This is a genomic window from Niallia sp. HCP3S3_B10 (assembly GCF_052064465.1).
Lineage (GTDB): Bacteria > Bacillota > Bacilli > Bacillales > Cytobacillaceae > Niallia > Niallia hominis.
This window is the reverse complement of sequence record NZ_JBQHVO010000068.1, coordinates 1-26,628: the sequence shown is the minus strand read 5'-3', so window position 1 is coordinate 26,628 and position 26,628 is coordinate 1. Positions and strand designations below refer to the sequence as shown.

Genomic DNA, 26,628 nt, shown 5'->3' with positions numbered 1-26,628 from the left:
ACTCTACATTCAAAAAATTTAATGAGGGTCGTCTTTTTTTTATGCGGCCAGCTGATTATTTAGAAATGACCTCAGTTTGTCAGTGGCCTCAAAACAAAATGTGGTATTTTTTGTTATCTTTATTTAGTTATATCTTTTTTTTGAATGAATTCTGTATTCATTATACCATCAAAATCTACTGGACGTAATTCAAACCAACCTTTAATGCTTGGCCAAACTGTTAACTCTACCCCTGCTTTTTCATAGTGGTTTACCTTTATGGCATTAACAGAAGGACGAGCATATGTTGTCACATTTTCTAATGTTTTTACTTTTTTCATCTATATACTCCCTTTCTCATTACTATTTTGTTTCCTCGAGTACTACCTCTAAAGAAATATTGTTACGAGGATTTGTATAAAACGGTTGAATAGAGTATACCTTTCCGAATGATTGTAAAGAGGTAATGATATCATGTTCTTTTAGATACTCCGCCCTTGATGAGCCAAGTCTTCTTCTTTTCACATAACCATTAATGGATGCTTCTACAAAAAGATCCCATGTACCCACAAGCCCTTCATCAAAAAGTATTTCTTGATAATTCACCAAAAAAGTAAACATATTTTGCACTTCTGGAGATTGATTCTTATGATGTACTTCTAATCCTGTAGCCCTGTGAACCATGCGAAGTTCATATTTTACGTCTTGATTAATTAATAGGCTTTGTGTCATTTGGCCATTAATTGTAAATGTCTTATCATCAAATTCCATGTCATTAATATACACATCAGAGGTGTTAAATTGGTTTACTACATGTTCTTCATTAAATGCAACTTCTTTGCTGATTTTACGTAATCTTGCATAGATAAAACCATTTTCTATTTTAGTCACATCATTTGCAGTTACTTTGTTAATTTGTTCATGAAGAGCTAATAATTTATCTACATTATTTTCCTTCGCTACCCTTAATAAATATTGGAATCTCGAATGCATAGATGAAATAATATCATCTTCCACATGGTTATCAATAAATAATTTAGTTTCATTTAACCAATCTATCTTTTGTTCTTTATTTAGCAATCCAGAAAGTAAATGCCCCTTTAATCTACTTGCATGTAAAAAGCGATTTAAAAAGGCGATTTTTAGCTCTCTTTTATAAAGAGCGTTCAAGCTACTGTTCTCAAGGAATTCCATAATTCTATTAAAGGAAAAGAAGAATTCATTTGCAGGAAAGTATTTTAAGCTTAAATTTTCATTTCCTCTAGCTACTACATAATAGTAATCATAGTCTGATAATACCGTTATTACTTTTGCATTAATATAGCATTGCATTACAAATAATTGATCTTCTCCTACTACAGCTTTTGGATGGAATCGGAAGCCATTCTCCTTAACAAACTGTAAGTTGAACATCTTATGTGGAGCTAGACTATACACTAAATTATCTTCTATAATATCTGCATGAAATCTATTGCCTTTCTTAAACATAGATTTAGGCACTCCACGACCATTTACGCCTACATATTTTCCATAAATGACATCTGATTTATGTTCTGTTGCAGCACGATAAAACCTTTCTAATGTTTCTTCACCAAGAAAATCATCATTATCTAAAAATAAAATATACTCTCCTCTTGCTGCTTCAATCGCATCATTTCGAGGAATCATTGGGCCACCTGAGTTTTCCTCCCGGTCAATCAAGATTAAATTACTCATTTTCTTTTTATATTCATTGATAACCTCTATACTTTTATCTGTTGAGCGATCATTTACACAAATAATTTCAAAATCGCTGGAGTCCATTGTTTGGTTCATTAATGAATCCAATGTAACATTTAAATGTCTAGCAGCATTATAGATTGGAATTGCTATTGTTACCTTCAATTTTTAACCCTCCACATACCTTGTTTCCTTAGTCAATAAGAAATATCATACCATACTTTTAACTAGTAGTAGGTTTCATCTATTTTACAATGTTTTAGGAACTTTTTATTTTTGCTTTTTGTTAATATATAAATCAAGAAATAGTATAATACTATTTCTTTGCAATTTCTACCATTACTATCAATTGTAATAGAAAGACAAACTTCGTTTCCAGAAGGAGTCTTATTTGTTCCCAATCTTTGTTTTATTCATGAATTTTAAAGCTTCAATCTCGTAAGTTTGTCCCAATATAAAACATTTAAGCAAACGATACTATTTTGCTTAGAAAAAAGTTGAAAATCTAGTAAGATTTTTGACTTTTTCTATCATTATTGCTACTTTTTTATATGTAGTATTTCAACTTTTATCTATATTTACAAGTTAAACATTATATTTTGATTACATTTATATAAGTTGTCATATATTTAGGGTAAAATAAATTGCATGCTTAAAAGAAAAGGAGAATTTCTTAAATGAAAGGAATTATACTAGCTGGCGGTAGTGGAACAAGGCTCTATCCACTTACTTTAGTGACAAGTAAACAGTTATTACCTATTAATGATAAGCCAATGATTTATTATCCACTTTCTACTTTAATGTTAGCGGGAATCAAAGACATTTTAATTATTTCTACCCCAGAGGATACACCTCGATTTGAAGCACTACTTGGCGATGGTTCTCAATTTGGGATTACCTTACAATATAAAGTGCAACCAAAACCAGAGGGATTAGTGCAGGCTTTTATTATTGGCGAAGAGTTCATCGGGGATGATTCTGTTGCGATGATCTTAGGGGACAATATCTATTATGGTAGTGGAATGAGAAAACTTCTGCAACGTGCTGCTCAAAAGGAGAGAGGGGCAACGGTATTTGGCTACCATGTACAGGATCCAGAGCGTTTTGGAGTAGTGGAATTTAATGCAGATGGAAAAGTCTTGAGCGTGGAAGAAAAACCGGAAGCTCCTAAGTCTAATTACGCGATAACAGGCTTATATTTTTATGATAATCGTGTTGTGGAGATTGCGAAAAATGTGGAGGCTTCTCATCGTGGGGAGTTAGAGATTACTTCCATTAATGAAGCGTACTTGAAATTAGAAGAATTAGAAGTAGAGCTATTAGGCAGAGGCTTCACATGGTTGGATACTGGAACGCATCAAAGTTTATTAGAGGCATCCAATTTTGTTCGGACCATTGAAGATCACCAAGGGATTAAAATTGCTGCACCAGAAGAAATTGGCTATATTAATGGCTGGATTACGAATGATTCCCTGATCGAACAAGGAAATCTCTACTCCAAAACAGGGTATGGACAATATTTATTAAAAGTGGCAAAAGGCGATATTAAATATTAGCTAGATTTGAGGTGCTTTACCATGCAAATAACAGAAACATTTATCGAAGGGCTAAAAGTAGTCGAACCAAAAGTATTCGGAGACCATCGTGGTTGGTTTATGGAAACATACAATGAAGAGAGCTTCCATAAAGCAGGCATCGATATTTCATTTGTACAGGATAATCAATCCTTTTCGGCAACGAAGGGAACACTTCGAGGCTTGCATTATCAATTAAACCCGAAGGCACAAACAAAATTAGTCCGTTGTACAAAAGGGGCTATTTATGATGTGGCAGTAGATATTCGCAAAAGTAGTCCAACTTTCGGCAAATGGTTTGGAATCGAACTTACTGCCGAAAATAAAAAGCAGCTATTAATCCCACAAGGGTTCGCTCATGGATTTATGACGATTACGGACGATGTGGAAGTGCAGTATAAAGTGGACAATCTATATGCTCCTGATTGTGATCGAGGCATCCTTTGGAATGATCCTGCTATTGGCATTGAATGGCCATTAGACATAACACCTGTTCTTTCCGAGAAAGATGAAAAAGCTCCATTGCTGGAAGAGGCTGAACATAATTTTATATTTGGTGAGACTAAATGAAGATTTTAGTGACAGGGTATTCTGGGCAATTAGGCTATGATGTTGTTTTAGAAGGAAAAAAGCGCGGATTTGAAATAATTGGTGTTGGTCACAAGGAACTGGATATTACGCAAGAAGAACAAGTGAAAAGCTATGTACATAACGTGGAGCCAGATGCGATTATTCATTGTGCTGCTTATACGGCGGTGGATAACGCAGAGGACGATAAAGAAACTTGTTTGGATGTCAATGTGAATGGAACAAAGTACTTGGCAGCTGCGGCTAAGAGTGTGGATGCTAAATTCATTTATATTAGTACAGACTATGTGTTTGAAGGCACAGGCACAGAGCCCTTTACGGAAGAAGATGCAGCGAATCCTGTTGGTTACTATGGATTAACAAAGTATGAAGGGGAAAAAGCTGTTCAGTCCCTATTGGACAAGTACTTTATTGTTCGTATTTCTTGGGTATTTGGCATAAATGGCAATAACTTTATTAAAACAATGCTTCGTCTGGCTGAAACAAGAGACGAATTAAATGTAGTAGGGGATCAATATGGCTCGCCTACGTACACCTTTGATTTAGCGAAGCTTTTGTTAGATATGGTAAAAACAGAGAAGTACGGAGTTTATCATGCATCGAACGAAGGATTTACTACATGGGCTGACTTTGCGAAAGAGATTTTTCAAGTGGCAGGAAAAAAGGTGAAAGTAAATAGTATTACAACGGAACAATATCCGACTAAAGCTGTTCGACCAAAGAATTCCCGCATGTCAAAAGATAAGCTAGAGAAGAATGGCTTTCCCCGTCTTCCTGCATGGCAGGATGCATTAACGCGATATATCGCTGAATTACAAGAAGAGGTGAACTAAGGTGGCAAGAAAGAAAGTGTTAGTAACAGGTGGCGCAGGCTTTATCGGCGGAAACTTTGTGCAATATATGGTGAACAAATATCCAGATTACGATATTTATAATGTAGATTTATTAACCTATGCAGGTGATTTAACGAAGCATAAGGAAATCGAAAAGAAGGATAACTATCATTTCGTAAAGGCTGATATTGCCGATCGAGACGCAATAACAGCTCTTTTTGAAAAAGAACAGTTTGATTATGTGACCCATTTTGCAGCAGAGAGCCATGTGGATCGTTCGATTACAGATCCGGAAATCTTTGTTGTGACAAATGTGCTCGGTACGCAAGTATTATTAGATGCATCAAAGGCAATCGGTGTAACGAAATTTGTTCATGTATCGACAGACGAAGTGTATGGAGAATTAGATTTTGATCCAACAACTTTCTTCACAGAAGATACGCCATTACAGCCAAATAGTCCATATAGTGCAAGTAAAGCATCTTCTGATATGCTTGTTCGTGCATACCATGAAACATTTGGCTTGCCAATCAATATTACACGTTGTTCGAATAACTATGGACCCTATCATTTCCCAGAAAAGTTAATTCCCTTAACGATCTCACGCGTTCTAAATGATCAAAAGATTCCTGTTTATGGAGACGGAAAGAACATTCGTGACTGGTTGCACGTACTGGATCACTGTGCAGCGATTGATTTAGTGCTTCATGAAGGGGTAGATGGCGATGTGTACAATGTGGGTGGGCATAACGAGCGCACAAACCTAGAAGTTGTAAAGACCATCATTAGCACCCTAGGCAAGTCAGAAGACTTAATCGAATTCGTAACCGATCGCTTAGGTCATGACAAGCGTTACGCAATTGATCCAACTAAACTTGAAGCATTAGGCTGGAAACCGACCTATACCTTCGAATCTGGAATAGCCCAAACCATCCAATGGTATTTGGACAACAAAGAATGGTGGGAGCAAATTATTAGCGGGGAATATCAGCATTATTTTGAGAAGCAGTATATGTTGTAAAGGGAAGCAGAAGGGAGCAATTCTTTTGCTTCCTTTTTCTTGTTGTTATATTGAACGGAGTTGTATTAGAAGAATAGAAGAGAGAGCATCCTATATGTAAAGGCTCACCTGGTGTACGTAGCTTTTCATAGAAAAATGTGATGCTGAACTCTCTTCTGCCTTTCTTCAAGCAGATAAGTTTGTTTCCATGATATCAATTGGTATGATAAAGATGAATCAAACAAGAAAGGATCTTGCAGAATGGCAAATTTAAATATACCTTTATCTGTACTAAACCTTGCTCCAATTCGCGAGGGACAAACGTCTAAAGAAGCAATTGAATCCATGGTAGATTTAGCTCAAGCAACCGAGAAAATGGGTTATAAACGATATTGGATAGCTGAGCATCACAACACTTCTACACTTGTCAGTTCGGCGACGGCCATTTTAATTAAGCATACACTTGAACATACTAATAGCATTATTGTAGGATCTGGGGGAGTGATGCTACCTAACCATTCTCCATTAGTTGTTGCAGAACAATTTGGAACAATGGCAACGATTTATCCAAATCGTGTTGATTTAGGACTTGGCAGAGCTCCTGGAACCGATATGCTAACTGCAAGTGCATTAAGAAGATCGCAAAAGGATTCTGTTTATACATTCCCAGAGGATGTTAATGCACTTCTTACGTACTTTGGACCTGAAGAAGAACAAGGATATGTAAAAGCACATCCAGGCGTTGGAACGAATGTACCAATTTATATTCTTGGTTCCTCCACTGATTCGGCTTATTTAGCGGCGAGCTTGGGATTACCTTATGTTTTTGCATCTCACTTTGCACCAAGATATATGGCAGATGCTATTAAGATTTATCGTGAGCGCTTCAAGCCTTCAAAATATTTGGACAAACCATATATGATGGTTTGCTTGAATTTAATTGCTGCTGAAACCGATGAAGAAGCTGCGGTTTTACAGACATCTACTCATCAATTTTTCCTTAATGTAGTGCGTGGTACGCAAATGCCCCTTCAGCCACCAGTGGAAAGTTTAGATGGTCTTTGGAACTCACAGGAGGAAGAAATGGCAAAATCGATGTCCAGTGTGACTCTTTTAGGAAGTAAAGATTCTGTTCGCAAACAGCTTACAGCATTCCAAGAACGATTTAATGTGGATGAAATTATGGCCGTTTCTTATATTTTTGACGAGGAAAAACAGAAACGCTCTTATGAAATATTGAGAGAAGTAGTAGAGGGAAAGTAAGTTTAAACATATCTAGATTGTTTCATATAATGGAAAGGGTACTGACTTATCTGTTAGAGTCAGTACCCTTTTATATTATTTATCTTCTTTTTCCTCTTTTTTCTTTTCCTGCTGCTTCTCTTTCTGCTCTTCTGTTATTTTAAAATCACGATCCACCGTTTTGTTTTTTAAATCCTCACTTTTAACCATAACAAGTAACGCCTCCTTTTTTTCTTTTATATAGACGTTTTGAAGTAAGTTAAACTTATTTTTCTATAGTAAATTCTAGAATGGAGAAGAAAGAAGACGTGAAAGTGATGAACTGTCTATGTTTCACTCATTATCATTTGAATAATAGAAATGATAAGAAAAAATAGTCATCTCAAGTAGAATCGTTGCTAAATCTCCCAACAAATGGGTATCCTGTCATTAATGACGGAAAAATGATTAGATGGTAAGTAGGAAATCTGAATTTATATATTCTCAATTTGAATTATAAATTACCAATCTATAAAACCCAGATTAAAAAAAGATAAAGAACTAAGAAGGTTACGAATAAAATCTTCTTGGCTCTTTATCTTTTTATTTGCCCTCTACTAATTCTCGAAAAGCAAGGTTTATTATATCTGTCATTTCTTCTATAAATGCTTCGAGCATCTTTCTCCCCTTGTCTCTAGTAGCCAAAGTGGCATCTCCATATACTCCACTTTTACTTATACTACCTAATGATAAAGTAGATTTACCATAGAGGGGAGACTTTTCAGGATATTCTCTAACGGCTTTATCCATTTGTACTAAATGTTCATTAGTTGCTAACATTAAAGAGGTTTCAAATTCACATGCGTGAATCATGCCATGCCAAGTGGGAGAATCGCAATGTTCATCTAGTATTTTTTCTAAGTTTGGATAGAACAAATAGATAACGGGCATATCTAATTCATCCATCAACTCGCGGGTTGCATATTTCATACTCGATTTGTTTGAATCATGTCCGCTTACTAAGACTAATAGTTTAACTCCATATCTAGAAACGCTATGTGCAACATTTTTAATAATATCTTCCAGAATGTGTTGTTCGATAGATACTGTCCCTGGAATATCTCTCCATACCCATGAATAGCCAAAAGGAAGAGTTGGTAAAACCAGTGCATTTGTCTTTTCTGATAGTTTATTTGATAAGTGATCGGCTAATAGGGAGTCAACTCCTAAAGGGAGATGGTGTCCATGCTGTTCCGTAGCTCCTAATGGAAGGATAGCTACTGGGAATTCTTGGATTGCCTTTGTGACTTCGTCTCTAGTCATATAAGCTAATTGTTTAGAAGTCATTTTATACCACCTTTAATATTTGTGAATATTTTTTTGCTTGTAATGAAATATTGTTTAAGCTTTCTTTTGAATTAGTCGCACCTCTTGGAACTAGGTCACTTCCGATTGCAAAGGCATGGACACCTGCATCAAAATAAGATTGAATATTCTCTGTGGAAATTCCTCCAACCCCTACTATGTTCATGTGTGGAAAGGGACCGAATAGGTTCTTAATATAAGTTACAGGAAAATCTTCAATGGGAAAAAGCTTTATTTCCTCTATCCCTAATGAGAGTGCTTGCATAATTTCTCCAGGAGAATATACCCCTGGAATTACCTGTGATTTATTATCTAAAGCATATTGTACTAGTTCTTTATCCCAACCAGGAGTTATAATAAATGGTATTTTTAAATCGGATAATAGATTAATTTGTTTTTTTGATGTAACCGTACCAGCTCCGATTCTAATGTGACGCCCATATTCTTCGTGGAGCTTAATGAGTGTTTGTAATCCCTTTTCTTCATTGCTAAGAGAAACTTCTAAAGAATTAATACCATTTAGCATCAACGTCTCGACTATATCTGCCGCCGCAGTATAATCAATGTCTCTTAATATCGCCATTATACTTCCCTTTTCCAAGTGTTTTCCCTCCTAGAATTGTGCAAGCCAATTAGCTGGATTTTGAATAAAGATAGTATCTATTTCTTCCTTCTTTATCCCTTCTTCTAATAATCGGGGGATGAATTTTTTTAGGATATACTCGAATCCAGGACCTCCTCCGTAGGCATGTAGATAAGCTTTTCTTCCCATGTCCCCAGATATTAGCAGTTGTTTTCCGAAATCGTGTTCCAACATATTCTTGATTAACATGACTCTTGTTGAGTCGGGGTAATACTTTATTTTACTAGTACCATCGAATTGAACGAACGCTCCTCGTTCTGCCAGTTTAAGATGATAATATGGATCGGCGTTTCTATCACTATGTCCTACAGCAACTTTGGATAAATCAACGCCTTCTTCAGCCAAGATATCCAGCAATTCTAATCCCATTGTTCCAGCCTCTGTGTGTAACCAAATAGGGGCACCAGTTTCTAGCTGTGCTCTTGCGACAGCACGTGTCACTTTTTCTTCTAATGGATGAATGAGTTGATTCCAAGAACCTGCTTTAAGAAAACCTGCTTTCGCCTCTGTGCCATCCATTCCTTGCGTAACATCTCTCACTAATTTTTGGGTGATTTCTTTTATTGTTAAGGAATTGACCCATTGTGGAAAATAAATATATTTATTAAAACCAGTAGTTGCAATGACATGAACATTTGTTTCAAGGGACATTCGCTTTAATTGGCTAGCATTTCTACCATAGTCTAATGTCGTGGCATCAACTAATGCATTTCCTCCAGCGTGTTTAAAACGCCATAGTTCACTAACGCTTGCTTCATAATCGGTTAATTCTAAGTCTCGATCTTTTTGATTAGCAGGGGGATTTGTCCATAGATGTTCGTGACTATATGTAAATCCTAATTCTTCAGCCAAAATATCTCCTAAAACGGTTCTAATTTTTTTCATCAATAATTCTCTCCTATCTTAAATATGAATTCCGAATAACATTCCGATTAATCGAATAATAATCACTACCAAAATAGCATCAGGGGAAGCAAACCAGAGTCCTTGAACTCCATATTGAGTAACATCAACTAATGGATAAGCTAAGGCAACTAATAAGGACCACGAAAAACCGAGAACGAATCCGCTAATAATTGCTCCACGTCTTCCTCCAGTGGCATTACCAAAAACACCAGCAGCTCCGCCCATAAAGAAAAGGCCGATTACAGATGGCAAAACTACCACCGGCAATAAACTAGATATAAAGGTTACAATTAATCCACCGACTAATGCAGATAGAAAGCCAAGAGTTACTGCAATTGGAGCAAAAGAAAAGAAAATAGGAACATCTAATGCAGGTTTAGCTCCTGGAACAATTTTTTCCCCAATTCCTTTAAAAGCGGGGACAATTTCTCCTAAAAACATCCTAACACCTTGAAGTAAGATTAGTATTCCGACCACAAAGCCTAAAGCTTGAAAAATAGCGAATTGAAATGGGTTTTCTCCACCAGAAATTTCTGCCATGACTTTTGGATCTACAAATATAGCAGTAACTACATAAACAATAATCATGATTAGTCCCATCAATATGCTCATATCTTTAAGAAAATCTATTGATTTTGGTACTTTCATACTTTCAGAGGATTTTTCCTTATTGCCAAGTTTCCCACCAATCCATCCTGATAAAGAAATCCAGGAGCTTCCCCAAAACCCGAAAGCAACGTTATCATTTCCAGTTATTTTTCGAACAAAAGGTTGAGAGATGGCTGGGAAAATAACCATAGATATCCCTTGGATGACTGAACCTATTACGATCGTCCAAAAGCTTGATACGCCCATCTGATTGAAAACAATAGCCATTGTCCCAGCAAAAGAAAACATCATGTGACCGGTAAGAAAAATATATTTATACTTAGTAAATCGAGCAATGACGATATTTATTAGGAAAGAAAATATTAGAATTAATGCTGTTTCTTTTCCAAGCACAGTCTGAACAGCTGCAACAAGAGAGTTATCTTCAGCAACTATTCCTGTTAATCCGAATGCTTCTGTAAACATCGTGCTAAAGGGAACAAGCGAATTTACTATAATATTTGAACCCTGCTGTAGAATAAGAAAGCCAAATAGTGTTTTAAGAGTACCTTTAATAATATCTGAAGTGCTCTTCCTTAATGCGATTAAACCTACTGCGGCAATGATTCCAAGAATAATGGCTGGGTTACTTAATATAGAAACCAAAAAATCGATCATTTACTTTCCTCCTTAGCAATCGATTCTATTAATGGAAGTACTTTCTGCTTTAATTCCTGTTTATCTAGTAAATTATTAATAGAAATAATTGGCACGTCTTGATCACTTAGTTCAGCGGCAATTTCACTAGAGGCTACCATGAAATCGCATTTTTTTCCTTTTGCACTACCTAAATCTGTTGCTTCTCCATCTACTTCATAGCCAAAATCCTTTGCGATTGATTGAATATCCATAAGTAACATTAAACTTGTTCCGAATCCCATTCCACATACACTGACAATATACATAGTTTTTTCCTCCCTAATTTGAAATGTTGTGATATACTTCTGAAATATCCTTAGCTGTCAATATTTTTGCTAATTTGCTTGAATCACCGAGAATACTAGAAAGCATTCGCAGCATTTCAATATGCCCGTTATTATCATTACTAGCCATTGCACAAACAAGTTGAACAGGGTCATTCATTTTATGTCCAAATTTAATGGGAGTTTTAAGTCTGACTATGGAAAATCCAGATTCTAACGCACCATATTCTGGTCGTGCATGAGGAATAGCGATGCCTGGAGCTACAACAATATAGGGTCCAACTTTTTTAAAACCATCAACCATTGCATCAATATATTCTTTTCTTATCACTCCGGCCTTCATTAATAAGTCACCACTTACTGAAATGGCTTCTTCTGGGCTATTAACCTCTATATTGAGAGCTATCGATTCTTTAGAAAGTAAGGTCATAACGTATCCCTCCTTAATACACTTTATTTTTATTTCTACCAGTTACTTTGATATGGTATTCATACTTATCTGACCTGCTGACTAGTTCAACCATTTCAAATGGGGTTCCATCAGGTAGAAAAGACGTTCTTGTAATATGCAATACAGCAGAATCAGGAGGTATTTGTAATTTAGATGCTTCGGCATCGACAGCAATTCTTGCTCTGATTTGCTCGTTTGCTTCTTCTAATAGGATGTTGTAGTTTTCTTCTAATTCTTCATATAATGATTCTTTTGTTAATCCATTTTCTAAAAATCCAGGTATGAACTTTTCACGTAAGTAGTTATACATAATTGCAATAGGTTCTCCGTCTACTACTCTTAATCTTTCAATACCAATAATTTTTTCTCCGGATGTTAATTGTAATTTCTTAGCAAGTTTCTTCGAAGGGAAGACCTCAAAGATATTAAGTTGTGTTGTTTCCGTTTTTTTGCCCTTTTGTTTCATTTCTTCTGTCCAGCTAGTGATGCTGCTTGCTTCTTGTATAATCTTTCTTGAACGAACAAAAGTACCTTTTCCTTGAACTTTTTCAACGATGCCTTCTGAAGCTAATTCATCAATTGCCTTTCTAATAGTAATTCTGCTGACATGATAAATTTTCTCTAATTTAGACTCAACAGGTAAAACATCACCTTCCTCCATATGCTTTCTGATATCCTCATATATAAGCTTTTTCACCTGCTTATAAAGTGGAAGATTCGATTCACGATTAATAGAAACCATCATCATTCTCCTTTGGTAATTCGTTATAATCATTATTTAATATTTTTGTAATTGATTATAATCAATGGTATGCACTTAATAATAATATTATTCAGAAAATTTGCAATGAAGTTGTCAGATTATCTTACCTAGTTTTTTGGAATCTTGGGAACAATTCTACGTCTTCCTATTTCACACAAAGTACAAATTTATTTTGTCCTGTCCTTAGTAGAATAAAGGAAAGAGGCTTTTTTCTTCGAATGGATAAACATCAATTTGAGATAGAAAGAGATGTGGAAAGATGAGGAATAAAAGAAATGGATTTTATAATTGGATTGGCTCATTATTAGTGTTTATAGGAATTGGAGCTGTGGCTGCTGGCATAGGATTAGTTTCCCAGCCTAATGGTAGTGCGTTAGGAATGTCGGTTGAGCTGTTAGAGGATTCTCCATTTCACAGTTTTTGGTTTCCAGGAATTATATTATTTTTAATTAATGGAATTGGTAGTTTCTTTGGCGCTATTTTATCTTTCAAAAGGCATGAGTTATCCGGAATAGTAACGATTGTTTTAGGGATTACCATGATAATTTGGATTTCTGCACAAGTATATTGGATGGGCTTGATAAGTTGGATGCAGCCAGTTTATCTTATCTTTGGGATAATAGAAATTATTTTTGGATGGGCAGTAAGAAAGGAAAAGTAAAGAGGAGGGAAGTGAAGGGACGGTTCTACCGTATCTTTTTTAGAGAGTACCACGAAAGGGAAGTAGAAGAACCGTCCTCTGTTTCCCATGCTTATTACCAGCTTGCTTTTTTTAGTCCAGGAATTTGGCCTTTGTAGGCTAATTCTCTTAAGCAAATGCGGCATAGTTTAAATTTGCGGTATACAGAATGAGGTCTTCCGCATTGTTCGCATCGTGTATATTCTTGTACTTTATATTTAGCAGTACGTTTTTGTTTATTGATAAGTGCTTGTTTAGCCATTATTTAGCCTCCTTTTATAATAATTATTATAACTTAATAGTAATTTTAACGAAATAGGGGATTAATGGTATTACTAAATGTTGCATTGAGAAGGATAAAATTATATCTAATAAAGAACAATAGAAATTAAAACAGCAATTGGAGGAAGCCAATACACTTCATGAGCAAATTTCAACTTATATGATTAATAAAGGCTATTACCATCCAGAAAAACAAGCACAAATGGATATAAATACAGTAGAAACTGCTTTAAATCTAGTGAACCACTAGCAGGGGGATGAACCTTCCTGTTTTCTTATTTTTGTGACTTAGTAAAGGAAACAGAAAAATCGTCCCCTCGAGTACTTTGCTTAAAATCGGGTATAAATAATAGTATGGAGGTGATCGTGAATGGCTGAAGACAAAGGAAAGACCACTTCGAATAAGAAACAGATGAATATGGATAATCCAGAGCAATATCCCACTGAGAATGAAAGCTTATTTGATAAATTTGAAATAGAACAAACAGTTGATCCAATTCCTATGGAAGATTTAAAAGAAGAACTTCAAGAAGAAAAGGCGAAACATGATACAAAAAATACATCTTCGAGTGAAAAAAAGTATAAGACAGGCATGTAATGCAGAGGGACGGTTCTCCTGTTACCTAGTCCCGTCCCTTATATTAAATTACTTATATTGCTGTCAAGCCACCATCAACAATAAACTCTGAACCTGTTGAGTAACTAGATTCATCAGATGCTAGGTATAGGACTATATTGGTTACTTCTTCTGGTTGCGCAACTCTCTTTAATGGTATATGCTTCGAAAATTCTTCTACAGCAGCTTTCGTATCTTCTTGAATAACCATTGGTGTCGCAATAACTCCAGGATGTACGGAATTTACGCGAATCCCATAATGAGTGCATTCTACTGCAGCAGCTTTTGTAATTCCTCGAACAGCAAACTTGGTATCTGTATATCCTACTGCTCCACCGACTATTCCGTTGATAGAAGAAATATTAATAATCGACCCACCACCAGCCTGTTGCATAGAAGGGATTACGGCTTTTATACCGAGAAAAACAGATACTTGGTTAATATCGACAATTCGACGATAATCACTCTCTGTCATTTGCAAGATTGATTTAGCAGCTGTAATTCCAGCATTATTTACTAAAACATTCACAGAACCAAATTTTTCTTCTGCTACTGCAATTACTGATTCCCACTCCTCTGCTTTTGTAACGTCCTGTTTAATGAATAAAGCGTTTTCACCTAATTCCATAGCTAATGCTTGTCCTTTTTCTTCATTTAGGTCGGTCAAAATAACTTTTGCCCCCTCCTTAATAAAGCGACGGGCGTGAGAAGCTCCCATTCCTTGAGCTGCCCCAGTGATAATAGCAATTTTTCCTTCCAATCGAGACATAATAATTCCTCCTAAAGTGATAAATTTGGTTTAAGAAGGCTGTTTCTGTATGGATTGTTGTTTAACGGAGTCTGAATAAACTTGCTTCTGTGGAGGTAGTACTTTATTTCCGCTAATACCACAGGATACTTCGTTTATTTAGTCTCCCAATCATTTTGGATATCTATTTTTCTAAGGAAAACAACAATCTATTAAAAAATCAGCAGCAAAGAAAAACGATGGTAACATAGCAAAACATTTAAACTACATATGTAAATTAACAGAAATTTATAGTATTGTCAAAGATAATACGCTATTAATAGTTTTAACTATAATTAAAAGAGATACTCCGAAATTGGTATGGTATAATTTAAAAAAATTGTAGGGTGGTAATAAATAGTGACAAAAGCTGATCGGAGAATTGTGAGAACACGCAATAATTTGAAGAGGGCTATGCTTGAATTAGTAAAGGAAAAGGATTTTAAGGATATATCCATTACGGAAATAGCAAAATCAGCAAACTGTAATAGAGTAACATTTTATTCTCATTATGAAAGTAGTACACAGTTATTGGAAGATATTTTTCGAGATTATTTAGAGCAATTGACCATGAATTATAAACAGAGTTTTGCTGGTAAAAAGACTTTCTCGCTATCGGATCCATCTCGTAATATTGCCATATTTAAATTTATCTATGATAATTCCTTTGTTTTCTCATTAATGCTAATGGGCGAAGTTATCCCTGGTTCTCAAAATATTTTTTGTGAAACCATTGCGAATATCAGTCGTAGAGACTTAGTTTTAAAAGAAGAAATATCGTTTGATATAGAGGCATTAAATTTGTATGAAACATATGCGCTTTTAGGATTATTTATTTATTGGATAAAAACAGATTTTCAAAGTACACCAGAGGAAATGGCGAAAAGATTGGCCTATATCTATTCAACAACCTTAGGGGAAGTCATGGTAAAAGACGAACAATAATAGGGGGATGACGGTGTCGGTTCGGTAAACGATTGCCAAAGGAAAAAGTGCCGCTTGCATGAACGCTTTTTGGCACTTTATCTTTTGGCAAGAGTACACTAATTAATTATCTTTTTGGAAATGCAACAGCATATTGCTTAGGCATTTCTGTTTCTTTGCGTAGCTGTGCAGCAGCTTCAATTGTCCAATATGGATTACGAAGCATGCCTCTTCCCACTGCAACAAGATCAGCATCTTCATTGCCAATGACAGAGTTTGCTAATTCTGCTGAGTCCAATCTTCCAACAGCGATAACTGGTACACTTAACTCTTGTTTAAAGGCACGAGCTAAAGGAACCTGATAGGCAACGTGTGTGCCAGGTCGTCCCGCTGCAGCAATTGGACCTTCTCCACCTGCACTAACATGGAAAATATCTACGCCAGCTTCTTCATATTTTTTAGAAAATGCAACACTTTCTTCAATATCATATCCGCCTTCAACGTACTCTTTTCCAGAAACTCGCATGATTAACGGCATATCAGCTGGCATTTCTTCTTTAACTGCTTTAATGATTTCCACACCAAACTTCGTTAAATCTTGGCCATATTCATCTTCACGCTTGTTAGTGTATGCAGACTGGAACTGATGAATTAAGTACCCATGAGCCCCATGCAACTCGATTGTATCAAAACCAGCTTTAATCGCACGAACAGTCGCTTTGCGGAATTTTTCTACCATTTCTTCAATTTCTGCAGTAGTTAATTCTCTTGGTGTTTTCGATTTATCATCAAATGGAATAGCTGATGCAGAGACTGGCTGTGGTGCATCTTCTGCCTTTCTGCCAGCATGAGCAATTTGGATACCCACTTTTGCACCGTATTGATGACAAGCATCAACAATTCGTTTTAGTGGAGCAATATGCTCGTCAGACCATAAACCTAAATCGTTATCTGTAATGCGACCGTCCGGTTCTACATCTGTCATTTCAATAATGATTAACCCAGCACCACCGATTGCACGACTTACATAGTGAACATAGTGCCAATCTGTTGCGATTCCGTCCTTTTTCTCCACTGAATATTGACACATTGGAGGCATTACAACACGGTTTTTTAATTCTAGTCCTTTATATGAAAAAGGAGTAAATAAATCCTTCATAACCAAGCCTTCTTTCATTGAAAATTATATTGTTTGTCTAAAAAGGTACCACCAGCTAGAGCTTATTTCAACTATTATGCTTCCCGATAATATGATTTTTCAGAACTATTATGTATAAAAAAATGTAACAAATTCGAATGAGTTTCAAAAGAAAGAAGAATCGAAAAAGCTAATAGTAAAAAATTAATCATTAAAAATATTTATTATCGAAAAATATAGTGCCTAGGTTTTTTCAAAATGAAAATTTTAGGAATCAGTGGAAGCAATAAGAATTTAGCTGATTCTGATGACGGATATGTCGAAAAATATGTCAGATTTTCATTATAGAAGAATAAAGTTATTGATTGAATATTTTGAAAATAAAGAAAATTATATGATTGTTCAACTTTACCGTAACAAAGTATCGCTATATAATAATTTTAATATTCAGACAAATTGATAGGGAATATGACAAAACTAACGATAAAATAACTACAGACTAAGAAGAATGTGGTATTTTCTGACAAAACAACTAGATTATTCCATTAATGTACTAGATAGAAAAAGAAAGATGTAGTAAAAAACAAACTAATACATAAGGAGAATGAGAATGAAAAGGAATCACTTTAGGTATTTTATTTTTAGTATTTTGATGGTCTTATTTTTAAGTGCATGTACTGACGAAAGTAATCCTACAAGTTCTACTGAGGACGATACGACAAGTAGTAATGAGCCAACCCCTGGTGGTACGTTAGTGAGGGCTGCTATTTACGGGGATCCACAAAATTTGGATCCAATGGCCAGGTCTCATGGTACTTCGACATCCATGGTAACTTGGAATATCTTTGAACCACTTATTCGTTATGACGCGGTAGCTGGAGAATTCAAAGCAGGAAATGCGTCGGAATGGGAAATTAGTTCAGATGGTTTAACTTATTCTTTTACCCTTAATTCAGATGTTACCTTTCATAATGGAAGAGTGGTAACTGCCGAAGATTTTAAGTATTCGATGGAGAGAGTAATGAATCCTAAAAATGCTTCTCCCAATGCAGGAAACTTGCAAGCAATTAAAGGATCAAAGGAGTTTATGAGTGGGAATGCAAGCGAAGTAACAGGTATTAAAGTAATAGATGATACGCATATAGAAATTAGTTTAGATAAGCCAGACAATACTTTCCTTTCCGTCTTATCTTTACCATTTACAGCTGCTGTTCCTAAAGAGGTAGTGGAAGAAAAAGGAGATAAATTTGGCGAAGAACCAGTTGGAGCAGGTCCTTTTAAATTTTCTAGTTGGGTTCGAGGTAGTGAAATTGTTTTGGAAAAAAATGTAGACTACTTCGCAGGTGCACCTTATCTAGACAAAGTTGTCTATAAAGTTATGGAAGACCAAACAGCGAGAGATAATTCATTCGCTTCAAGACAATTGGATATGATGGTACTGGGAGATGCTCAGTATGCAAGATATAAAAATGATCCCACTTATGGTGATTTGATAGTAGAAGTACCAGAATTATTTACAAGGAATTTGAAGTTTAATCTTGAAAAAGATGGTCCATGGCAAGATGTTCGTGTTAGACAAGCGATAAACTACGCAATTGATCGAGATACAATTATCCAAACTGTAATCCAAGGGAAGGCTTACCCAGCGGTTGGAGTACTCCCTTCGTCCATTCAAGGCTATAACGAAAAAGTAACTACTTATCAATATGATCCAGAAAAAGCAAAGGCTTTATTAGAAGAAGCAGGATATGGTGATGGATTTACACTAAACATTCTTACGACCTCTCACCCTGCATTCGGCTTGCCAGCAGTAGAGGCATTGAGTGGATATTTAGAAGAGGTCGGAATTACGGTTAAGACAGAGCAAGTCGATTTTGCTGCAATGACAGACCGATTAAACAATGGAGATTTTGAGACGGCGATGTCTTCAAATGGAGGGATGACGCATCCTGTAGAGTTTTTATCTCGTTATTTCCATAGTAAAAACGCTGGTGCATCCGGTAATACAAGTCATTATACCAATGATAAGGTAGATGAATTGCTAGATAAGGCGTCACAAACAACAGATGAATCGGAAATGATTGCATTAGCTCAGGAAGCAGAAGAAATTATTGTAAATGATGCACCTTGGTGGTTCTTTAACTATAACAAGGCAGTAATTGTTCATCAGCCTTGGGTGAAGGGTCTGCAGGAAATGCCGACAGATATTGACTATCAAGACTTAACAAAGGTTTGGATTGATGAAAGTCTAAAATAGTATTCTAGCTAATTAATGATTTTTAAATAAAAAAGCTTTTGAGTAATAGCAACAAACTTTAAGAAAACAGCCAAAATAAATAATGAGAGGTGGACAATGCTAAATTACACGATAAGACGGCTTTTGGAAGCTATTCCAATATGGATTGCAATTACCTTAATTGTATTTATTTTGATGAATATTATTCCAGGTGACCCAGTAGCTCAATTAATGGATGCGAGAAGTGGTGCGTTGGATGAGAATGTGATAAAGCAAATAAGAGAACAGTGGGGGCTTAATGATCCCCTGCCTCTCCAATATTTACATTTTCTTCAAGGGGTAGTTCAAGGTGATTTTGGCACTTCCTATCAATCTAGAAGTTCTGTAACGGAGCTGCTTATGGAAAGAATCCCAGTAACCTTGCAAATCACCGTTCTTGGATTAATCATTGCTATCGTAATCGGAATTACTGTTGGAACCATTGGAGCTTTAAAAAGAGGTACTTGGATTGATTCTTTAGTAAGTTCCTTTTCCGTATCTGGCGTTTCCTTGCCATCCTTTTTTCTAGGATTAATTCTCATGTATCTGTTTGCAGTAAAAATTAGGCTGCTTCCGGCAACAGGCTATGTGGCGGGGGATATAAGGTATTTACTATTACCATCCCTAACCCTAGCTCTTGCTGTAAGTGGTGTAATTTCAAGAATTACTAGATCAGCAATGATTGATATTTTACGCATGGATTATATGACAACAGCTATTTCAAAGGGAATTTCCTCAGGTAGAATTATTATTTTACATGCATTAAAAAATGCAATGCCACCTATTTTAACGATAATTGGGGTTCAAATGGGATTGTTATTATCTGGAGCAGTTATTACAGAAACAATTTTCGGATTGCCAGGTGTAGGCCGATTGATGATCGATGCGATATTGCAGCGAGATTTACCAATTGTGCAAGGCTGTGTTGTTTTTGTTGCTACTGTTTTTTTATTAGTGAACTTACTCACTGATATAGGATGTAGATTAATCGATCCGAGAATCAAAGTAGAGTCTTAAAAAGGATGGAGGAATATAAATGGAGACCGTAAATTCTCCCACAATAAGTGCTGATAGAGGCATACTTATTAAGAAGAAAAAGAAAAGAAGGATGAAATTTTCTTTTTCTTATATTGGAATTGGATTAATGCTTGTTATTGTATTAGGCACATTATTGGTACCCTTTATTTCTTCGTATAATCCAAATACCAATGATTTAACACAGACATTACAAAAGCCTTCTGCGACTCATTGGTTTGGAACAGACCATTTAGGAAGAGATCTTTTTACAAGGGTTTTATATGGAGGGCAGAAATCTCTAATTATTGCAATCGTGGTTCAGCTTTTATCTATATCTATTGGTACTTTATTAGGCTTGCTGTCTGGCTATTTTTCAGGAAAAACAGATAAGGTAATCATGGCAATTACCAATATTATGTTTAGCTTTCCTGGACTGTTATTTGCCATTGCGATTATGGCGGCATTAGGACCAGGGATATTTAACTTAATCCTTGCGTTAGGGATTGTAAGCTGGCCAGAAATATGCCGATTGGTTCGGTCACAAACTCTATCCTTAAAGGAACAGGAGTTTGTGGAAGGTGGTCACGCTCTTGGCGCAAGTATCTTTCGCATTTTATTTCGTTATATTTTACCTAATTGTTATGGACATATTGCTGTTATTGCTACATTAGGTATGGCATCTACCATTCTCGCAGAATCATCGTTAAGTTTTCTTGGTTTAGGTGTACAGCCACCTGATCCTAGCTGGGGATCAATGGTCAATCAAGGAAAGGATTATATGTTTAATGCTCCTTGGTATTTATTTATTCCTGGTGCAGTGATGTTTATTGTCATATTAGGAATAAATTTAGTAGGAGATACATTTAGAGACTATTTTGATCCAAGAATGAAAAATTCATGATAAAAGATAAAGGAGGGTACTGCAATTGGGGATGATACTAGATGTTCAAGATTTGAAAGTAGGATATAACAAGAACGGTGATATAGTTCATGTTTTAAAACAAGTAGACTTTTCTTTAGAAAAAGGAGAGACGCTTGGCATAGTTGGGGAGTCAGGCTGTGGAAAAAGTATGACTTCCTTAGCAATAATGGGACTTCTAAAAAACAAAGGTCTTCTAGCTACGGATGGGAAAATAGTTTGGGAAGGAAAAGATTTGCTAACATCTACAAACACTGAATGGAAAAGTATTCGCGGAAAAGAAATATCAATGATTTTTCAAGAACCGATGACAGCACTTAATCCTTTATTAACAATTGGAACGCAAATAATGGAACAATTAGCTGCACATGATCGATTAAGTAAAAAGGAAAGAATAGAAAAGGCGATTGAAATGTTGAATTTAGTAGGAATCCCTTCCCCTGAGCTACGGATGAAGTCATATCCACATGAGCTTTCTGGAGGAATGCGGCAAAGAGTAATGATTGCGATGGCTATTTCTTGTCAGCCGCGTCTATTAATTGCAGATGAACCAACAACGGCTTTAGATGTAACGATACAAGCACAAATCTTAGATTTACTTGCTGATTTAACAAAAAAACTAGATATGGCGATGATTTTAATTACACATGATTTGGGAGTTGTCGCTAATAACTGTCAAAAAGTTATTGTAATGTATGCTGGTCGAGTGATGGAGGAAGCAAGTAAAGACCAGTTGTTTGAAAAGGCATATCATCCCTATACACAAGGATTATTACAGTCTGTTACTTCCATTGAAGAGAAAATAGACGAATTATATTCCATTCCTGGTCGAGTTCCCATGGCGGATGAGGAGATACAAGGATGTATTTTTCAAGACCGTTGTCCATTTGCTGGCCAAAAATGTCAGATGCAGCAACCGCCACTAACTGAGATAGAAGGTAATCGCAAAGTCAGTTGTTGGAGATACAAGGAAATTGCAGAAGGGGTTGCATCATAATGGAGCATGTTGCCGAGAAAGAAGTGTTATTGGAAATAAAATCGCTTAAAAAGTATTTCCCAGTAAAAAGAGATATTCTTCAAAAATTAACAAGAAAAAATCAAAAGGTCGTTAAGGCAGTGGATGATGTCAATTTTAAAGTTTATAAAGGAGAGACATTAGCATTAGTTGGAGAATCAGGATGTGGGAAGAGTACAACCGGTCGATCTTTATTGCGGCTAATTGAACCAACGGCAGGAAATGTTTATTTTGAAGGAAAGGATATTGTTACCTATTCAAAGCAAGAATTAAAAAATATTAAAAAGGATATGCAAATAGTCTTTCAAGACCCCTTTGCATCCTTACATCCAAGAATGACGGTAGAAGAAATCATTGCGGAGCCTTTATCTATTCATAAAGTTGGTAGTCGAGAAGAAAGACGCAAGAAAGTGGAATATTTAATAGAAAAAGTTGGTTTGTCCCCTCAAATGAAAAAAAGATATCCCCATGAATTTTCAGGAGGACAAAGACAAAGAATTGGGATTGCAAAGGCATTAGCGCTAAATCCTAAGTTTATTATTTGTGATGAGCCTGTATCTGCATTAGATGTTTCTGTTCAAGCACAAGTTATTAATCTCTTTAAAGAGTTACAAAAGCAATTTTCCCTTACGTATCTATTTATCTCTCATGATCTTAGTGTAGTAAAACATGTCTCCGATCGAGTAGGGGTGATGTATTTAGGAAAAATAGTGGAGATTGCTAATACGGAGGATCTATTTTCACGGCCAGCTCATCCCTATACGCAAGCTTTGTTATCTGCAAGACCAGTTATTGATGAGAAAAATAGAATGGAACGGATTGTATTAGAAGGGGAATTGCCGACCCCCCTTAATCCGCCAAGCGGTTGTCGTTTTCATACAAGGTGCCCATTTAAAATGGAAAAATGTATGCAAGTAGAACCGACAGTAAAGGATTTAGGAACTAATCATCAAGTAGCTTGCCATTTACATTCATGAAATACTATTAAAATAATACGAGGTGAACAGATTGTATATTCTAGTTAATGAAGGAATCATTCCAAGAAGTTCTTTTTCCGTTGATATTGAAGATCGAGGCTATCAATTCGGTGATGGAATCTATGAAATGGTAAAGGTATTTGAAGGAGTCCTATTTGAGTGGGAAGCTCATTTGCAAAGGCTTTTTCGGAGTGCTCGGGAGCTAAGGATTACTATTTCGATGAATAAAGAAGAGTTAACGGAGCAGGTTCAGCGATTAATAGCTATTGAGGATTTAAGAGATGGTTATGTCTATATTCAAGTTACAAGAGGGGTAGCCTCACGTATTCATCATTTTCCTGAAGGTGTTTCTTCTGTATTAGTAGCTTATACAAAAGAAGGGAAAGAAGAAAGAAAAGAAGAGCTAGCAGGAATTCGAGTAATCACTACAGAGGATATTCGTTGGCAACGTGTGGATATTAAAAGCCTTAATTTACTAGGAAATGTACTTGCAAAACAAAAAGCGGTGGAAGCAGGCGCTCAAGAAGCTGTTTTTGTTAGAGATGGAATGGTGACTGAATGTAGCAGCAGTAATATTTTCGGCATAAAGGATGGTGTTTGTTTTACACATCCAGCCAATCATTTGATTTTAAACGGAATAACAAGACAAGTTGTGATTCGTTTATTAGAAAAGGTTTCATTAGAGTTAGAAGAATCACCGATGAAATTAGAAGCGTTATATGGAATGGATGAAGTATTTATAACCAATACAGGTCAAGAGGTTGGTCCAGTTATTGAAATAGATGGTAGAAAGGTTGGGAATGGAGATATAGGAGTATATAGCCGCAACCTTTCGATCGAGTTTCAGCGATTAATTGACTCTGTTGTACCAAGCAAACGGTAAATTTGATGTAATTTTAATATGCTTATGCTTGGTGTTTTTTCATAGAGTTATTTAAAGATAAGGAGCCAGCCTGACTAAATGCATGAAAACAGAAAAATATAGGAGGAAATATATGGAGTTAGTAAAAGATTATCCATTATCAAAGAGGTTTCCAGAATTGCCTTTATTATCTGCAGCTAATACGAAAAAGCATTCCGATTTGATTCCATTTGCCTTTGGTCATCCTGCGCAAGAATCATTTGATGTTCCACTATTGTCTCAATCAGCTGTGTCAGCATTACAATTAGATGGTCCAAGGGCTTTGCAATATTCGGGAGGATCCGGTCCTGACTTTGTTGTAAACTGGATCCAACAAAGATCAAAATATGTATCTATTTCAGTAGAAACACAAAATATTCTTGTTACGGCTGGTTCTATGCAAGCTATCGACTTAGCCACGAGAACCTTAACAGATCCTGGTGATCATGTTTGGGTAGAGGCACCGACTTTTTTTGGGGCAATAAGACAATTCTCTCTAGCTGAATTAAAGATTTCCTCTATACCAGTGGATCATAATGGATTATTGACAGACGAGCTCGAAAATAAATTGAAGGAAGCAGTTAAGAATAATGTGCCTATACCCAAGTTTATTTATGTGATGCCAAACTATCATAATCCTACTGGAGTTTGTTTATCGATAGATAGAAGAAAGAAGCTTGCTGAACTTGCCTATGAATATAATTTTTATGTGCTTGAGGATGATGCTTATGTAGAGCTTAGTTTTTCAGGAAAGAAACTACCCTCCATTTATACCTTTGGACCGAAAAGGGTTATCTATTTAAGTACTTTTTCCAAAACAATTGCACCAGGAATTAGAATGGGCTGGGCTTTAGCTGATGATGAACAAATAATCTTGCGAATGAAAATGTTAAAATCCGATGGATCCACAAGTGTCTTTGTCCAAGAAATTATCTCCCATTTCTTGTCAGATGTTAAATTTGACTACCATATGAAAAGAATAAATGAATTATATTGTACTAGAAAAGATGCAATGATTAGTGCTGTGAAGGAATGCTTTGGCAAAGAAGTGACATATACAGAGCCAGAGGGAGGATTCTTCCTTTGGTTAAGCTTTCCCGAAAAAGTAAATACAAGTGAATTTGCAGGTGATGCACTTGCAAGAGGGGTTAGTTTTATTGAAAGTAAATACTTTTATATAGATGGTGCAGAAACAAATCACATCAGATTAAGCTTTACCTTTACAAATGAAGAGGAGATTAAAAAAGGGGTTCAGCGAATTGCAGAGTCGTATTACCGATACAAAAAAAGCATCGAAGTATTAAACGAGGTGTAAAAATGGAAAAAGTAATAGTAGAGAAAAAGCAGCCCAAAGTTTATTTTAGACGAAATGTTCCAGAAGAGTTCTTGTCGAAATACAAAGAAATTTCCCAGGTAATAATTGAACCTTGGGATTTTAAAGGAGAACAACCAATTCCAACAAAGGATTTAGAGGATTGTGATGTGTTATTTACGGTGGGACTGAAGGACGATTTAGAAATTTTAAAGTATGCACCTAATATTAAATGGATTCATTCCGTTAGTGTAGGAATAGATGCGATGTTAAACGAACAAATTAAAAATAGTGATATCGTAATCACGAATTCAAAAGGAGTTACTTCTATTCCAATTGCAGAGCATACTATCGCTTTGATTACATCCTTTGCAAGGGGACTTCCTAAACAGTACAAAAATCAGGCAAGGCAATTATGGACCGATATATCTGTCATTGATTTAGATACATCAACTGTTGGAATCATTGGATATGGAGAAATAGGATACCAGATCGCTAAAAGGTGTAAAAGTTTAGGGATGAAAGTAATTGGCTGTCGTCGGAATTCTAATGGGAAAAGAAGAGAAGATTGTCCAGCAGATTCTGTTGTCGATCTTTCCGAAGTAAATAAAGTAATCGAATGCTCTGATTTTATCGTGCTTGCATTGCCGGCTACAGAAGAAACCATTCATTTTATGGATAAGTCACGATTGAAAAAGATGAAGAAAAATGGCTATTTGATAAATATAGGAAGAGGAAATACTATTGTGGAAAAAGATTTATTAGATGTTCTTAAGGAGGGAGAAATAGGAGGAGTAGCCTTAGACGTCTTTGATAAAGAGCCACTACCTAAGGAACACCCATTTTGGATGCTCGATAATGTCATTATTACTCCTCATATAGCATACAAGTCTGCTAGACATGCAGAAAGAGTATTTATGATGTTTTTGCAGAATTTACAACTCTATTCAGAAGGAAAACCATTATTAAATGTAGTCAATAAACAGCTGGGATATTAGGAATCAGATGATTGAAAGCTATTATCATAGAGGGGAAATAGCTTTCTTAACATTAATGTTTTTTCACTTAGAAAATGAGATAGATTGTATGAGTAAAATGTTTGTGGGTAGAAAATAATTTACCCTCTGGTTTGGTTGGTGGTCGTTAGACCGCCAACCAAACGCAAGCGCGGTA

The 26,628-nt window shown here is 35.9% G+C and carries 29 protein-coding genes; 17 read left to right on the top strand and 12 right to left on the bottom strand.

Annotation, left to right across the window (positions count from 1 at the left end):
- Nucleotides 1-119: 119 nt before the first annotated feature.
- On the bottom strand, nucleotides 120-320 hold the full coding sequence (locus ACTNDN_RS21270) for a hypothetical protein (protein ID WP_441132145.1): 201 nt from the start codon (nucleotides 318-320) through the stop codon (nucleotides 120-122).
- Nucleotides 321-342: 22 nt separating this feature from the next.
- Nucleotides 343-1,863 (bottom strand): glycosyltransferase, encoded by a 1,521-nt coding sequence (locus ACTNDN_RS21265; RefSeq protein ID WP_441132144.1) that lies wholly within the window; start codon nucleotides 1,861-1,863, stop codon nucleotides 343-345.
- Between the two features lie 512 nt (nucleotides 1,864-2,375).
- Between ACTNDN_RS21265 and rfbA the strand changes: the two genes are divergently transcribed.
- The 5 genes from rfbA (at nucleotide 2,376) to ACTNDN_RS21240 (ending at nucleotide 6,956) form a co-directional block, all read left to right on the top strand.
- Complete coding sequence (gene rfbA, locus ACTNDN_RS21260) at nucleotides 2,376-3,254, top strand: glucose-1-phosphate thymidylyltransferase RfbA (RefSeq protein WP_441132143.1); 879 nt, start codon at nucleotides 2,376-2,378, stop codon at nucleotides 3,252-3,254.
- Between the two features lie 21 nt (nucleotides 3,255-3,275).
- Complete coding sequence (gene rfbC / locus ACTNDN_RS21255) at nucleotides 3,276-3,842, top strand: dTDP-4-dehydrorhamnose 3,5-epimerase (RefSeq protein ID WP_441132141.1); 567 nt, start codon at nucleotides 3,276-3,278, stop codon at nucleotides 3,840-3,842.
- Complete coding sequence (gene rfbD, locus ACTNDN_RS21250; protein WP_441132139.1) at nucleotides 3,839-4,693, top strand: dTDP-4-dehydrorhamnose reductase; 855 nt, start codon at nucleotides 3,839-3,841, stop codon at nucleotides 4,691-4,693. The genes rfbC and rfbD overlap by 4 nt, the downstream gene beginning before the upstream one ends.
- Before the next feature lies 1 nt (nucleotide 4,694).
- Nucleotides 4,695-5,714, top strand: a complete 1,020-nt coding sequence (gene rfbB / locus ACTNDN_RS21245; protein ID WP_441132138.1) for a dTDP-glucose 4,6-dehydratase — start codon at nucleotides 4,695-4,697, stop codon at nucleotides 5,712-5,714.
- Between the two features lie 240 nt (nucleotides 5,715-5,954).
- Nucleotides 5,955-6,956 (top strand): LLM class flavin-dependent oxidoreductase, encoded by a 1,002-nt coding sequence (locus ACTNDN_RS21240; protein WP_441132136.1) that lies wholly within the window; start codon nucleotides 5,955-5,957, stop codon nucleotides 6,954-6,956.
- 561 nt (nucleotides 6,957-7,517) lie between these two features.
- Here the strand turns inward: ACTNDN_RS21240 and ACTNDN_RS21235 are convergent.
- From ACTNDN_RS21235 to ACTNDN_RS21205, 7 genes are read right to left on the bottom strand one after another with little or no spacing between them, the layout of a single operon-like run.
- Nucleotides 7,518-8,261 (bottom strand): creatininase family protein, encoded by a 744-nt coding sequence (locus ACTNDN_RS21235; protein WP_441132134.1) that lies wholly within the window; start codon nucleotides 8,259-8,261, stop codon nucleotides 7,518-7,520.
- Between the two features lies 1 nt (nucleotide 8,262).
- Nucleotides 8,263-8,880 carry a bifunctional 4-hydroxy-2-oxoglutarate aldolase/2-dehydro-3-deoxy-phosphogluconate aldolase gene (locus ACTNDN_RS21230; protein ID WP_441132132.1) on the bottom strand — a complete coding sequence of 206 codons (618 nt, stop codon included), beginning with the start codon at nucleotides 8,878-8,880 and terminating at the stop codon, nucleotides 8,263-8,265.
- A 12-nt stretch (nucleotides 8,881-8,892) separates the two neighbouring features.
- The gene (locus ACTNDN_RS21225; RefSeq protein WP_441132130.1) at nucleotides 8,893-9,810 is read right to left on the bottom strand and encodes a phosphotriesterase family protein; all 918 of its coding nucleotides are present in this window, start codon (nucleotides 9,808-9,810) and stop codon (nucleotides 8,893-8,895) included.
- 15 nt (nucleotides 9,811-9,825) lie between these two features.
- On the bottom strand, nucleotides 9,826-11,094 hold the full coding sequence (locus tag ACTNDN_RS21220) for a PTS ascorbate transporter subunit IIC (RefSeq protein WP_441132128.1): 1,269 nt from the start codon (nucleotides 11,092-11,094) through the stop codon (nucleotides 9,826-9,828).
- A complete protein-coding gene (locus ACTNDN_RS21215; protein WP_441132127.1) occupies nucleotides 11,091-11,381 on the bottom strand; it encodes a PTS sugar transporter subunit IIB in 291 nt (96 codons plus the stop codon). The genes ACTNDN_RS21220 and ACTNDN_RS21215 overlap by 4 nt, the downstream gene beginning before the upstream one ends.
- A gap of 13 nt (nucleotides 11,382-11,394) precedes the next feature.
- Nucleotides 11,395-11,829, bottom strand: coding sequence for a PTS sugar transporter subunit IIA (locus tag ACTNDN_RS21210; protein ID WP_441132125.1), 435 nt, complete (start codon nucleotides 11,827-11,829; stop codon nucleotides 11,395-11,397).
- Between the two features lie 13 nt (nucleotides 11,830-11,842).
- Complete coding sequence (locus ACTNDN_RS21205) at nucleotides 11,843-12,592, bottom strand: GntR family transcriptional regulator (RefSeq protein ID WP_441132124.1); 750 nt, start codon at nucleotides 12,590-12,592, stop codon at nucleotides 11,843-11,845.
- A gap of 280 nt (nucleotides 12,593-12,872) precedes the next feature.
- Here ACTNDN_RS21205 and ACTNDN_RS21200 point away from each other — a divergent pair, with 280 nt between their 5' ends.
- A complete protein-coding gene (locus ACTNDN_RS21200; RefSeq protein WP_441132123.1) occupies nucleotides 12,873-13,274 on the top strand; it encodes a hypothetical protein in 402 nt (133 codons plus the stop codon).
- A 94-nt stretch (nucleotides 13,275-13,368) separates the two neighbouring features.
- On the opposite strand, the gene ACTNDN_RS21195 is transcribed toward ACTNDN_RS21200, so the two are convergent.
- Nucleotides 13,369-13,554 (bottom strand): type Z 30S ribosomal protein S14, encoded by a 186-nt coding sequence (locus ACTNDN_RS21195; RefSeq protein WP_047944445.1) that lies wholly within the window; start codon nucleotides 13,552-13,554, stop codon nucleotides 13,369-13,371.
- A 138-nt stretch (nucleotides 13,555-13,692) separates the two neighbouring features.
- On the opposite strand from ACTNDN_RS21195, the gene ACTNDN_RS21190 reads away from it, so the two are divergent.
- Both ACTNDN_RS21190 and ACTNDN_RS21185 read left to right on the top strand, forming a co-directional pair.
- Nucleotides 13,693-13,824 (top strand): hypothetical protein, encoded by a 132-nt coding sequence (locus tag ACTNDN_RS21190; RefSeq protein WP_441132121.1) that lies wholly within the window; start codon nucleotides 13,693-13,695, stop codon nucleotides 13,822-13,824.
- Nucleotides 13,825-13,944: 120 nt separating this feature from the next.
- Nucleotides 13,945-14,172: a hypothetical protein gene (locus ACTNDN_RS21185; protein ID WP_441132119.1), complete on the top strand. Its 228-nt coding sequence runs from the start codon at nucleotides 13,945-13,947 to the stop codon at nucleotides 14,170-14,172.
- A gap of 52 nt (nucleotides 14,173-14,224) precedes the next feature.
- Here ACTNDN_RS21185 and ACTNDN_RS21180 read toward each other — a convergent pair whose 3' ends face one another.
- The gene (locus ACTNDN_RS21180; protein WP_441132118.1) at nucleotides 14,225-14,959 is read right to left on the bottom strand and encodes a glucose 1-dehydrogenase; all 735 of its coding nucleotides are present in this window, start codon (nucleotides 14,957-14,959) and stop codon (nucleotides 14,225-14,227) included.
- A gap of 378 nt (nucleotides 14,960-15,337) precedes the next feature.
- Between ACTNDN_RS21180 and ACTNDN_RS21175 the strand changes: the two genes are divergently transcribed.
- Entirely contained in the window at nucleotides 15,338-15,922 is a 585-nt protein-coding gene (locus ACTNDN_RS21175; protein WP_441132117.1) for a TetR/AcrR family transcriptional regulator, read from the top strand.
- Nucleotides 15,923-16,028: 106 nt separating this feature from the next.
- Here the strand turns inward: ACTNDN_RS21175 and ACTNDN_RS21170 are convergent, their stop codons facing one another.
- Nucleotides 16,029-17,060, bottom strand: a complete 1,032-nt coding sequence (locus ACTNDN_RS21170; RefSeq protein WP_031538503.1) for an NADH:flavin oxidoreductase/NADH oxidase — start codon at nucleotides 17,058-17,060, stop codon at nucleotides 16,029-16,031.
- Between the two features lie 589 nt (nucleotides 17,061-17,649).
- Between ACTNDN_RS21170 and ACTNDN_RS21165 the strand changes: the two genes are divergently transcribed.
- From ACTNDN_RS21165 to ACTNDN_RS21130, 8 genes are all read left to right on the top strand, one after another.
- On the top strand, nucleotides 17,650-19,296 hold the full coding sequence (locus ACTNDN_RS21165; RefSeq protein ID WP_031538505.1) for an ABC transporter substrate-binding protein: 1,647 nt from the start codon (nucleotides 17,650-17,652) through the stop codon (nucleotides 19,294-19,296).
- Nucleotides 19,297-19,392: 96 nt separating this feature from the next.
- The gene (locus ACTNDN_RS21160) at nucleotides 19,393-20,331 is read left to right on the top strand and encodes an ABC transporter permease (protein WP_031538507.1); all 939 of its coding nucleotides are present in this window, start codon (nucleotides 19,393-19,395) and stop codon (nucleotides 20,329-20,331) included.
- A gap of 19 nt (nucleotides 20,332-20,350) precedes the next feature.
- Nucleotides 20,351-21,232 (top strand): ABC transporter permease, encoded by an 882-nt coding sequence (locus tag ACTNDN_RS21155; RefSeq protein WP_048719059.1) that lies wholly within the window; start codon nucleotides 20,351-20,353, stop codon nucleotides 21,230-21,232.
- A gap of 31 nt (nucleotides 21,233-21,263) precedes the next feature.
- Nucleotides 21,264-22,247 (top strand): ABC transporter ATP-binding protein, encoded by a 984-nt coding sequence (locus ACTNDN_RS21150; protein WP_031538511.1) that lies wholly within the window; start codon nucleotides 21,264-21,266, stop codon nucleotides 22,245-22,247.
- Nucleotides 22,247-23,242, top strand: coding sequence for an ABC transporter ATP-binding protein (locus tag ACTNDN_RS21145; RefSeq protein WP_031538513.1), 996 nt, complete (start codon nucleotides 22,247-22,249; stop codon nucleotides 23,240-23,242). Before ACTNDN_RS21150 ends, ACTNDN_RS21145 begins: the two co-directional genes overlap by 1 nt.
- 31 nt (nucleotides 23,243-23,273) lie before the next feature.
- Complete coding sequence (gene dat, locus ACTNDN_RS21140) at nucleotides 23,274-24,125, top strand: D-amino-acid transaminase (protein WP_031538515.1); 852 nt, start codon at nucleotides 23,274-23,276, stop codon at nucleotides 24,123-24,125.
- 112 nt (nucleotides 24,126-24,237) lie between these two features.
- Nucleotides 24,238-25,458 (top strand): aminotransferase-like domain-containing protein, encoded by a 1,221-nt coding sequence (locus tag ACTNDN_RS21135; RefSeq protein ID WP_031538517.1) that lies wholly within the window; start codon nucleotides 24,238-24,240, stop codon nucleotides 25,456-25,458.
- A gap of 2 nt (nucleotides 25,459-25,460) precedes the next feature.
- Nucleotides 25,461-26,453 carry a D-2-hydroxyacid dehydrogenase gene (locus ACTNDN_RS21130; protein ID WP_031538519.1) on the top strand — a complete coding sequence of 331 codons (993 nt, stop codon included), beginning with the start codon at nucleotides 25,461-25,463 and terminating at the stop codon, nucleotides 26,451-26,453.
- Nucleotides 26,454-26,628: the final 175 nt, after the last annotated feature.

What these genes read in the sequence shown, in the direction of transcription:
- ACTNDN_RS21270 (WP_441132145.1), bottom strand. Translation starts at nt 320, where the DNA reads ATGAAAAAAGTAAAAACATTAGAAAATGTGACAACATATGCTCGTCCT.
- rfbA (WP_441132143.1), top strand. Translation starts at nt 2,376, where the DNA reads ATGAAAGGAATTATACTAGCTGGCGGTAGTGGAACAAGGCTCTATCCA.
- rfbC (WP_441132141.1), top strand. Translation starts at nt 3,276, where the DNA reads ATGCAAATAACAGAAACATTTATCGAAGGGCTAAAAGTAGTCGAACCA.
- rfbD (WP_441132139.1), top strand. Translation starts at nt 3,839, where the DNA reads ATGAAGATTTTAGTGACAGGGTATTCTGGGCAATTAGGCTATGATGTT.
- ACTNDN_RS21240 (WP_441132136.1), top strand. Translation starts at nt 5,955, where the DNA reads ATGGCAAATTTAAATATACCTTTATCTGTACTAAACCTTGCTCCAATT.
- ACTNDN_RS21235 (WP_441132134.1), bottom strand. Translation starts at nt 8,261, where the DNA reads ATGACTTCTAAACAATTAGCTTATATGACTAGAGACGAAGTCACAAAG.
- ACTNDN_RS21220 (WP_441132128.1), bottom strand. Translation starts at nt 11,094, where the DNA reads ATGATCGATTTTTTGGTTTCTATATTAAGTAACCCAGCCATTATTCTT.
- ACTNDN_RS21215 (WP_441132127.1), bottom strand. Translation starts at nt 11,381, where the DNA reads ATGTATATTGTCAGTGTATGTGGAATGGGATTCGGAACAAGTTTAATG.
- ACTNDN_RS21210 (WP_441132125.1), bottom strand. Translation starts at nt 11,829, where the DNA reads ATGACCTTACTTTCTAAAGAATCGATAGCTCTCAATATAGAGGTTAAT.
- ACTNDN_RS21205 (WP_441132124.1), bottom strand. Translation starts at nt 12,592, where the DNA reads ATGGTTTCTATTAATCGTGAATCGAATCTTCCACTTTATAAGCAGGTG.
- ACTNDN_RS21200 (WP_441132123.1), top strand. Translation starts at nt 12,873, where the DNA reads ATGAGGAATAAAAGAAATGGATTTTATAATTGGATTGGCTCATTATTA.
- ACTNDN_RS21195 (WP_047944445.1), bottom strand. Translation starts at nt 13,554, where the DNA reads ATGGCTAAACAAGCACTTATCAATAAACAAAAACGTACTGCTAAATAT.
- ACTNDN_RS21185 (WP_441132119.1), top strand. Translation starts at nt 13,945, where the DNA reads ATGGCTGAAGACAAAGGAAAGACCACTTCGAATAAGAAACAGATGAAT.
- ACTNDN_RS21180 (WP_441132118.1), bottom strand. Translation starts at nt 14,959, where the DNA reads ATGTCTCGATTGGAAGGAAAAATTGCTATTATCACTGGGGCAGCTCAA.
- ACTNDN_RS21170 (WP_031538503.1), bottom strand. Translation starts at nt 17,060, where the DNA reads ATGAAGGATTTATTTACTCCTTTTTCATATAAAGGACTAGAATTAAAA.
- ACTNDN_RS21165 (WP_031538505.1), top strand. Translation starts at nt 17,650, where the DNA reads ATGAAAAGGAATCACTTTAGGTATTTTATTTTTAGTATTTTGATGGTC.
- ACTNDN_RS21160 (WP_031538507.1), top strand. Translation starts at nt 19,393, where the DNA reads ATGCTAAATTACACGATAAGACGGCTTTTGGAAGCTATTCCAATATGG.
- ACTNDN_RS21155 (WP_048719059.1), top strand. Translation starts at nt 20,351, where the DNA reads ATGGAGACCGTAAATTCTCCCACAATAAGTGCTGATAGAGGCATACTT.
- ACTNDN_RS21150 (WP_031538511.1), top strand. Translation starts at nt 21,264, where the DNA reads ATGATACTAGATGTTCAAGATTTGAAAGTAGGATATAACAAGAACGGT.
- ACTNDN_RS21145 (WP_031538513.1), top strand. Translation starts at nt 22,247, where the DNA reads ATGGAGCATGTTGCCGAGAAAGAAGTGTTATTGGAAATAAAATCGCTT.
- ACTNDN_RS21135 (WP_031538517.1), top strand. Translation starts at nt 24,238, where the DNA reads ATGGAGTTAGTAAAAGATTATCCATTATCAAAGAGGTTTCCAGAATTG.
- ACTNDN_RS21130 (WP_031538519.1), top strand. Translation starts at nt 25,461, where the DNA reads ATGGAAAAAGTAATAGTAGAGAAAAAGCAGCCCAAAGTTTATTTTAGA.